This window comes from Gulosibacter sp. 10 (assembly GCF_900163695.1).
Lineage (GTDB): Bacteria > Actinomycetota > Actinomycetes > Actinomycetales > Microbacteriaceae > Gulosibacter.
Map to the genome: position 1 here is coordinate 1 of NZ_FUIC01000043.1, position 9790 is coordinate 9790.

Here is a 9790-nt window from a genome sequence, read left to right on the forward strand (position 1 = left end):
CTCCTACACGGACAGCGACGCGCTCAACGGACTACACCCTCGTTCGAGAAGAGCCAGATTTGATCTGCCCATCAAGAACCCGACAAAAACCCCTTCCACGCCTGGCGCCGGCTGGGGTCGGAGGCCTGCAGGAAATGCGCGGAGACGGGTTCGCACCTATCGCTCGACAAGCATCACGTACCGTGTTTGTACGGCCTGGTGAGCGGTGGGGAAGCCACCACGAGCCGGGACCAAACCGGGACCAGAAACATGGCTTGCATGCATTGCAGGGCTTGCAGGAGGCACAGAATCCCGCAGAAGTCCCGCAAAATCAACGAAAACGGACGAAGTCGCTACCTGGGGGTCAAGGGGTCGCAGGTTCAAATCCTGTCAGCCCGACCGAGAAGTCCCGGAAACTCAAGGGTTTCCGGGACTTTTTCTGTAGGTGGATGTGATCCGGTCATCGAAAACCCATCACTTTGGCTCCCTCGCGGCCCGCTCGGGGCGCCGTGCTCCGGCAGGGGAGCGACCGTGCCGGTTGCTCCCGGTCCGTCGGTGGGAGCAGGACGCACCTGTTCGGTATGGACACCGAACACATCCCGGCGGGCAACCCCTGGGGCCTGGAGCCGCTGCTCGACGTCGGCGAGCTCGCCGCCTACCTGGGCGTGCCCGTATCGACGGTCTACGACTGGCGCACCCGCGGTCTCGGTCCGCGCGCGTATCGCTTCGGGAAGCATCTGAAGTTCACGCTCTCGGACGTGCGAATCTGGATCGAGCAGCAACGCGATCCCGAGCCGCCAGCACCGGCGGGTGGGAGGTGACCTGGTGAGCCGCCAGCGACTGACCATCGGCACCTTCGGGGAGATCGGCCACCTCGTGAGCCTCAACGGTCGCGTTGTCGCCCGCGCCCGCTACCGCGACTGGGACGGCAAGACCCGGCTCGTCCAAGCGACCGGGGACACACGGAAGTCCGCCGAGCGGGCGTTGAAGGCAAAGCTCGCCGACCGGACCCTCTTCCAGCCGTCGTCCTCGGCGCTCACCCCGGACAGCCCGTTCCCGGACCTGGTCGCGTACTGGCTCGAAGACCTCGAACTGGAAGACCGGCTCTCGAAGCGCACCCTGCAGTTGTATGAGCGGAACATGCAGACGCTCGTCGTGCCTGCCTTCGGGAACCTGACTCTGCGGGAGATCGGCGTCGCCCGTTGCGATCACTTCCTCAAACAGCTCGCGAAGCAGAGCTACAACCGTGCCAAACAGGCCCGCGTCGTGCTCCGTCTCGCGCTCGGACTGGCCGTGCGCCACGAGGTGCTGCCACGCAACCCGATGGACCACGTCGCGCGACTGCACCGTCCGGCTTCGACGCCGAATGCGCTGACACCCGCGGAAGTGAACGCGATCCGCACCGCGATCGCGTTCTGGGAGGCCGGACGCTCGATCTCCGGACCGAAGCCCGACGGACAGCTCGGGGCGATCGTCGAGGTCATGCTCGGCACCTCCGCCCGCATCGGCGAGGTCCTCGCCATCCGCCGCCGAGACATCGACGTCACTAGCCCGACCCCATCCATCCGGATCACCGGCACGATCGTCAGCCACAGAGGAGAGCGGACCATGCGCCAGGACCACCCGAAGACGGCAAAGTCCCGTCGCACCGTGGCGATCCCGTCGTTCACCGCAGAAGCTGTGCGGCGCCGCATGACGCGGCTGGAAGACTCGTCTCTCGACGCCCTGCTGTTCTGCAGTCGCGAGGGAACACCGCTGACGACGAACAACGTGCGCCGTCAGCTTCGGCACGTGCTGGACCTCGCTGGAATCACCGGCGTGACACCACACATGTTCCGCCGCACGGTTGCGACCGCGATCAACGAGCAGGGCGGCGTCGAGCTCGCTGCCGAGCTGCTTGGGCACACGGACCCGAAGATCACGATCCAGCATTACATCCGCCGCAGTGAGATGGTGAACCCGGCTACCGCGGAGATGCTGGAGCAGGCGTTCGCGAAGGAGCAGTGAACAGCGGCCGATCGACGAGGATCGTCACAAGTGCGAGCGGCCTGTGACGATCCCGTCGGCTGGAGGGAGCGCCCTCTATGTGCGTGATTCGGGCTTGGCGGGCTGTGTCTCAAAGACGGAGAGGTCGCCGTCCGCCAGTCCGCTCAGATCGACGCCCTCCTTGAGGAGCTCTCGTTCGATGCGATCGAAGATCTCGATCAGCAGCGGGTAGTGTTCGGCGGCGTAGTTGAGGAACGCCGGTATGTCTTTCTTCAGCAGCGGCGCCCACGGTGTCGAGCGCGACTCGGCGGGGCCAGACGGTTCATTGGGCGATGCCTTGGACATGTCGTTCTGCTTCCTCTCATGCTGTGTCACTGGACGTCGAGCACGCGCGGCGTCGGAAGGTGTCGTCGGCGCTGATAGGTAGGTACGCATTGCTGCCCTCTGCCAGGAGATCTCCGACGTTCTGTCGGGGCTTGGAGCGGCGACGTCTTCGGACCAGTTGGTTAAGGGTTCGAATCCCGTTGGGTGCACCTGGGGTGCTCTATGCGAAGCGCTGCAGTGCATGCAGGAGGTCAGGGGTTCGAGTCTCCTTGGGTCCACCCAAAGTGGCTTACATCAATCCTTCTGAGGCGCTGTCGATGGCCAGAATCTCGGTGATCTCGGGCAGCAGGTCGACGTGGAGTTCGTCGCTTGCCGGGCCGATGAGGATGCGGCTGAGCAGTGCGTTGTTGACCTGTTTGCGCTCGTGGGGTGCAGCGGCGGTGTAGCGCGCATGGGCGCCTTCCAGGAGGTCGAGCGTGACGCTCACTCGCTGCAAATGCAGGACGTCGTCTTCAGAACGCGTCTGCTCGACGGTGATGCGGGACAGCGCCTCCGCGAGTGTGCGTTGCTCTCTCATCAGCACGTCTCGAGAGATCCCGTCTGCGTAGTAGAGCTCGATGAGTTTTGTCTGTCGCCGTTCGATCGCCTCGCGTTGCTTTCGGAGCGCAGAGCACGCCTGCGCGCGAGCGGGTGCGTCTGCTTCGGAGCGGTGGAGATGCATGCGCTCAAGGAGCTCGCGCCGGGCGGGCGAGATCTCGAGCGAGACGTACACGTCTTCGACGCGTCGTTCGACGTCCGGGATGTGGAGTGCTCTCTGTCCGCACCGCGGCGTGCCCTGCCTGCCCGAACAGACGAGGTAGCGGTAGATGCGTCCGCTCTTCGACCGGGCGTTGTGGACTAGCAGCCGTCGCTCACACGCGAAGCAGTAGACGGTGCTCTTGAGGTAGTGCGTGTGGATGCGGCTGCGCTCGCCGTTTCGTCGAGACGCGAGGATGCGCTGGACGGCGTCCCAGGTCGTGGCGGGGACGAGCGGTTCGTGCAACCCGTCGTGCTGCGCCCCGTTCAACGTCACGGTGCCCTTGTAGTACGGGTTCTTGAGCACTTTGTGCAGGTTGGCGGTCGTCGGGATCGCGGGGGAGCGAGAGGGAGTCGGCCGTGTCCGCAACCCTCGCTCACCGAGCGCGTCCGACAGACGTGCAACGCTCCACTCACCGGTGGCATATGCCTCGAACGCCCAGGTGATGTGCGGTGCCCGCTCCGGGTCGACCTTGACCGTTCGGAACTCGCGGTTGTCGTCGGTCTGGACGCGAACGTTGAGGTACCCGATGGGTGCGCGGTTCGGGGTCCCTCCCTGGAGGACCTTCTGGCGCATTCCCTTCATCACCTCGTGCCGGAGGTTTCGAGAGTAGAACTCCGCGATTGATGCCATGATCCCGTGCAGAAGGACACCGTTCACTGAGCTGTCGATGCCCTCGGTGCTGGATATCAGACGCGCGCCGGATGCGTGGATCGCCTGAGTGATCGCAATGTCGTCGGCCCGCGATCGTGCCAGGCGGTCGAGCTTGTGCACGATGACGTAGTCGACCTGATGTTCCCTCAGGTACGCGAGCATCCGTTGGAGTCCCGGGCGATTGGTGTTCCGCCCCGACTGACCGCGGTCCACGAACTCGGCGGCGACGAGCGCCCCCAACCCGTGTGCCTGACGTTGGTTCGCGTCTCGCTGGGCCGGGATGGAGAAGCCGTCTCGTGTACCCCCGCGATCTGCCTGACGAACAGTAGAGACACGAATGTAAGAGACGGCCGACCGCGGCGCCGACAGACTAAGGGCAGGAGCGGCGAGCTGGAGGAGATCGGAGGCTTGATTCACTCAGCCAAGAATGGCCGCTGTGTCGTTCGATACGGGATCAGCATCGATTAGTCCAGTAGCGTGCCGCTCGGCGACGATGCGGTCGGCGTGTCCGGTGGTGCCGGAGACGTAGAAGAGATCATTGAGGTCGTTGTCTTGCCACGTAGTGCCGGAGTCGAGGTGCTTGTCAACTCCTTCGCAGGCTTCTCGAACTGGGTGTAGCCGTTCCGGCGGCTAGATCGGACTGGACCGATCACGCTAATACACCCCGTCCGGGACGTGGCGCGTGAAATGATTCGAAGGTGCCTGACATCGCGAACGCCTCGAACGCGGGTGGAGCGGCGAATGAGCTAGGCAGCCTTCATCGCAATGGGCTCGCCGCCGTGCTGGCCGCGCATGGCCTGTCCGGAACACCCCTGGATGGAGTAGAAGGCCGCGTTCCGACCTCGATCGCTCTTGAGACGGCAGACGCCGTGGACGACATCGTCTGCACGATGGAGAACGGAGAGCGATGGTTCATCCAGGCGAAACGATCCGTGAACGATGCCTCGCTTCGAAGCACTTTCCGCCAATGGGCCGCACAACCACTCGGAACCGAGGACACGCTAGTACTGGCACTGCGAACGGTCCGCGGTCAAGTCGCAGGAGCGCTGCGCGTGCTGGAGGGGCGTCGCCTCGGCCGCTCGCCGAAACCACCTGCGGGAGACTTCGCCCACTTTGAGGCGTTCACGACCAAGGTTCGCGAGGAGTGCGGTCCCCGCACAGACGAGATCCTTGCGCACGTACGAATCATCGCCTGGGAGGTCGAGGACATCAGCGACACCCGCGCTGACTCCGCTGCAGCCCGGATGGAACGGCTGACTTCGCCTGGGTCCGGCCCGGCGGCGTTTCGTTGCCTGCAGGCCTTCTTTCAGCGCCAGTCCGCGGCACGGACACAAACTGGCAGTCGGGACTGGATACAAGCGCTCATCAACAACGGCATGGACGTTGCGATCGACGGACTTGGAAGTGTCGCGAGGGCCCACGAACTAGAGCACCAGGCATTGGCAGAATACCGCGACATCATGGCGAGTCACAGGGACCGGCTGGACTTGGCGATCATCTCCCCGCGTGTCCCAGTGCTGAAAGTTGATGACTTCATCGGGTCGGTCGAGGTCGAATACGACATGGGCGAGCCGCGTGCTGGCAGCGATCCGCTCACGCACATGCTGCGTCGGAACGGCCGACTCATCCTTCGAGGACTCCCGGGCGCGGGCAAGTCCGAGGCTGTGCGGCAGGTTGCGGGGTGGCTTGCTGCGCAACCGGGGGCGCCTCTTCCGCTGCTGGTGCGACTTCGGGATATTGCGCCCCTCGTGACAGGCGTGGATGATGTGTCTCTCGACCTGCTTATCCGGACTGCCGCCTCGCACGGTGGACGCGAACCATCTGCTCCGCTTGTGCGCGCACTGCAGTCGGAAATCCGAACCGGCTACTGCATCCTGCTACTGGACGGGCTCGACGAAACGCACGCGAAGCGAGGCGTCATAGCGGCCGGCATCGCGCACGTTCTCGCTGGTCTCAGCGCGGATGTCGGAGTACTCATCACCACCCGCGAAAGTGCGATGGACGCCGCGGCACACCTTGCAATGCCGGTGGTCGATCTCAAACCCTCTTCGAACCGCCGAGCTCAGGTCGCCCTCACAGAGTCGTACGCGGCTGCAACACTCCCTGAAGCGGGCCGTGATGAATGGTGCCGTATGAAGCTCGAGCTGATCGATCGGAACGCGGACTCCCACCAGGACATCTGGAAGGTTCCCCTCCTCGGCACGCTGGCGACACTGAGACTCCTCGACGGGCACTCATCGGGGGACTCAGCAGTCGAGCTCTTGAAGAGTGTCATCGACGACAGCATCAACCGGTGGGAGGCGCAACGCTCCGCGAACAATCTGGAAGCACCCGACCCCAGCTTCAGCGCTGGGATGCTCCTCGATGGGTTCGCAGCGATCGGCCGCTCCCTCAACGCGAATGCAACACTGTCGGTCGCGGATGCCCGACGGCGAGTCGCAGCGGGGCTGGCTAACTGGGCATTGTCGCCACGTTCGACTGAACGGATAGCGGAGTTCGTGACCACCTTCTGGGACGAGACAGTGGGTGTCTTCGTCGACAGCGGCCAGAACCTCCAACCGCGCTCGCGCGTGTTCGCGGAGCTGGGCGACGCGTACGCCGCAGTCCGACTGGACTCTGCCGCGGAACGGCGGGACTGGCTGACGCAGTGCTTGGATAACCCCGCTTGCGCCAACGCGCTTGCACTCGCGACAAGCGCAGATGTCGACATCGCCAGATGGCTGATCACAGCAGCGGTCGAAGAAACCGGTCTCCGACGCGCACGCGCCGCGAGCTGGATGATCCAGTCCCTACCTTCCTGGTCACACTTGACCGACTCGGATACCTCTAACGTCATCTCCGCGCTCGCCGCGGCGGCCACGGATCGTATCCCGGTCGTCGCGGCCACACCGCAAGATGGTGTCCTCTCTGTCCTCACTAGGGCTGAAGAGTCCAAGGACAGGCACGACGGACTTGGCTGGCGATTCGCCGTCGAACTCGCCAGCCTCCCCGTCCCGCCGCACCTGCGCCGCCAGAAGGACGCGCTTCTGGATGGCTACACAACCGATCCTGACCGATCCGCGATCCTGCGCGCACTCCGCGAACTGGCCGCGGCCGCCGACTCTCAAATCAATGCAGGCAACGCGCCTATCGTTGACGCCATCGAACATGCGCTGGCATACCCCTTAGCCGAGTACCGAGATGCGCCGCCCTCGCACGACCGGTTCGGCACGCTCCACATCGGCACGAGCAGTGAGCCACCACCCGCTGGTCTCGACCGCGTGGTGCTGCAGGCCTCTCAATTCGCGACACAGCTGACCGAGACTGCAATCGACCGTATCTGGGACATATCGATCCGCCTCCCAGCGGGCCAATACCACGAAGTGCGCAGAACGCTCGCCGCTGCTGGATACGTGAGTCCACACGAGGCGACTCGAGGATTGTCTTGGCTCGCTCAGGCACAGCTCGACGACTTCGAACTCGGCTGGTTCCTGCCGCACCTGACCTCCGGAGAGGCATCCGCGGCGGAAACAACTGCGATGGAGCGCTGGCGGATGTGCGCCCTTGCCGATCTGGTCGACGTCGCGAGATTGCGCGGGGTCATGTTGTGGGAACTGCGAGAAGCCAGTAAGACCCCCGCGAGCACCGCAGAGCTTCTCTTCACGGCTGCGATCGGCAGTGCGCGACTCAGCCATGCCGCCGTGCGCGTCGAAGCGACGGATGTCAGCCGGGCAGACGGTGCCGAGCATCACGACCTCGTCTCATGCCTCTTCACTCCACGCCTTCAGCCCGCAACACGATCAGACGGTGCAATCCCGGAGACCGTGGCAAGAGACTTGGTCGCGATCGTTGCCGGCCGCGGACGATGGGCATCGGACCTCGCGCGCGACGTACTCGTGAAGCAGTCATACCCATCCGTCTGCGAGGCTGCACGCGAGGTCGACGCCGCCAACTGGCACAGCGAACGCAACCTTGCTTTCGTACGACTACTCAATGCCTCCTCGGCCGCAACTGAAGCCGCTCTTCTGATGACTGAAGGTGACGGTGCACGTGCCGCAACTGCCCGTTACCTCGCGGCGGACGACACCGACGCCAACCAAGAACTGCTCGTCCTCGCAAAAACCGACGCCGACGGTACCGTGCGTGATGCCGCCGGCGCGACACTAGAGGAGGTCTTGGCCGCCCGACACTGGACCTGCATCTGGTGCTTCGAAGCGAATCCGATGTCCACCTACGTCTGCGGACGCTGCGACCACAGCTCCAGCAACTCCTTGGCCACGCACAAACACATTCGCGAGTACGTGGAGCAAGCTGAAACTCGCGCCGGAGCTGGTAGCTAGAACGCGGCGAAGTTTGCGCGCGATACGATCGTAGACTTCGCCGAAAGGGGATGCACGAAAGGGGCAGGCGTGGGTGTCATTGACGACTTCGTAAGCGAGTATGAGCGGCAGTTCGACTTCTGGGATGCGTCGGCGCGCATGGCTCGTGGCCTGTTGGAGTCCGCTCTAGCGAGCTCGGGCTTGCGCGCCATAGTTACGAGTCGGGCCAAGTCTGTTGACCGTCTGGCCGACAAGCTGCACGCGCGCAGTCGTAAGAAGCCGTACACATCAGTTACTCAGATCCGAAGAGACATTGCTGATCTTGCTGGCGTGCGGGTGGCGCTCTACTTCCCCGGCCAGATGAACGAAGCGGAACGGGTCATCAGATCAACGCTTGATGTGCAGCAGGACAAGCGCTTTCCGCCCGATGGCCCGTCAGTCGGCTCGGGGGTGGGCACGCCTGAGACCGTCACGGCCACAGGTGAGCAGCCACCCTCGTCCGGTACGTCGGTTCACCGGCAGCGGTTTTCCGGCTACGGTGCCCGACATTTCCGTGCCCTCATTCCCGACTCGCGTCTGGGCCCAGGAGAAGATCGCTACGCGTCAGCTCTCGTCGAGGTCCAGGTGGCTTCAGTGCTTATGCATGCCTGGTCCGAGGTCGAGCATGACCTCGTCTACAAGCCGCTGGAGGGCGAGCTGTCATCATCGGAGTACGCGCTTCTTGACCAGCTCAATGGACTCGTGCTTGCTGGTGAGATCGCCCTTGAGCAGCTTCAGAAGGCCGGCGACGCGCGGGTAACGGTCGCTGAAACACCGTTCCGGAACCATTACGAACTGGCTGAGTTCCTCCGCTCCCGGCTGTCGGCTCGGGACGTGGACCTTACCGACGCGACTCTAGGACAGGTTGACGTGCTCTTCGATTACCTCGCTGAACAGCACTCAGCAACCGCCTCCTCGGTCGAGCCTTATCTCGATTTGCTTGAGCGAGACTTTGAGCGCCGACCGGTAGCCGCGCAGCTGGCAGATCTCATGCTGTCCGGCAACGAGTCGCGCTACAACGCGTATCTGAGAGCAATGTCAACTTCGCGTCATCCGTCGAATCGTCGACGCACTACTACGGTCGCAAGTTTGAAAGCTGACGCACCGCAGGCGCTGGCTCTTGGCGAGTTCGTGGCCGCATGGGTGCTGCTAGAGACCTTGCTTAAGGATCTTGCACAATCAGACGAGGCGAGGTTGCCGCCGCTGCCAGTGCTGTTTCGGCAGCTTGTTGCGCGAGAACTGATCACGCCTGAGCAGTACACAGAGTTGAACATGATTCGCGAACTGCGGAATCGAGTCATTCACGGGAAGGGGGCCGACGCACCTTCGGAGCGATTGAGCGAAGCGGCAGCGTGGCTGCGCGACTTGACGCGGACCATCGAACGCAACGCTGGCCGGGGCTAGATTGGGGCTGCGCTATCGCTGGCTCTGTGAAAGCTCCGCGGATGGACAGTGCCATCTGGGATCCTGGCGTCAGTGGTGACATGTCTTGATGCACTAACTGTGACACGAGTCGATCTCCCGGATTGGCCGGGCTCAGGGGCCGGCTGAGGTGAGATCCGGATCCGACTGAGCGATGAGCGGATCGTGTGGGGTGTCGTCCTCCCAGTAGCGATAACGCTCGCCGAGAAACTCCAAGAGCGCGTCCGAAGGTATTGGGGCTCTTCACGAACGAGGGTGTAGTCGAGGTCTGAAACCGCCGGCTTCGAGCAGA

Annotated in this window: 6 protein-coding genes; 4 read left to right on the plus strand and 2 right to left on the minus strand. The window is 63.7% G+C overall.

Going from position 1 to position 9790, the window contains the following annotated elements:
• The first annotated feature begins 560 nt into the window (after positions 1 to 560).
• On the plus strand, positions 561 to 800 hold the full coding sequence (locus tag FM112_RS14495) for a helix-turn-helix domain-containing protein (RefSeq protein ID WP_087008859.1): 240 nt from the start codon (positions 561 to 563) through the stop codon (positions 798 to 800).
• 4 nt (positions 801 to 804) lie between these two features.
• Entirely contained in the window at positions 805 to 1986 is a 1182-nt protein-coding gene (locus FM112_RS14500) for a site-specific integrase (RefSeq protein ID WP_087008867.1), read from the plus strand.
• 75 nt (positions 1987 to 2061) lie between these two features.
• Here the strand turns inward: FM112_RS14500 and FM112_RS14505 are convergent, their stop codons facing one another.
• A complete protein-coding gene (locus tag FM112_RS14505) occupies positions 2062 to 2310 on the minus strand; it encodes a hypothetical protein (RefSeq protein WP_087008860.1) in 249 nt (82 codons plus the stop codon).
• A gap of 268 nt (positions 2311 to 2578) precedes the next feature.
• A complete protein-coding gene (locus tag FM112_RS14510) occupies positions 2579 to 4156 on the minus strand; it encodes a recombinase family protein (protein WP_087008861.1) in 1578 nt (525 codons plus the stop codon).
• A 281-nt stretch (positions 4157 to 4437) separates the two neighbouring features.
• Here FM112_RS14510 and FM112_RS14515 point away from each other — a divergent pair, with 281 nt between their 5' ends.
• Together FM112_RS14515 and FM112_RS14520 are read left to right on the plus strand one after the other, a co-directional pair.
• On the plus strand, positions 4438 to 8058 hold the full coding sequence (locus tag FM112_RS14515; protein ID WP_140400715.1) for an NACHT domain-containing NTPase: 3621 nt from the start codon (positions 4438 to 4440) through the stop codon (positions 8056 to 8058).
• A gap of 69 nt (positions 8059 to 8127) precedes the next feature.
• Positions 8128 to 9480: a RelA/SpoT domain-containing protein gene (locus FM112_RS14520; protein ID WP_087008865.1), complete on the plus strand. Its 1353-nt coding sequence runs from the start codon at positions 8128 to 8130 to the stop codon at positions 9478 to 9480.
• Positions 9481 to 9790 lie beyond the last annotated feature (310 nt).

Excerpts from the sequence above, each read along its gene's own strand:
- FM112_RS14495 (WP_087008859.1), top strand. The coding sequence starts at position 561 with ATGGACACCGAACACATCCCGGCGGGCAACCCCTGGGGCCTGGAGCCG.
- FM112_RS14505 (WP_087008860.1), bottom strand. The coding sequence starts at position 2,310 with ATGTCCAAGGCATCGCCCAATGAACCGTCTGGCCCCGCCGAGTCGCGC.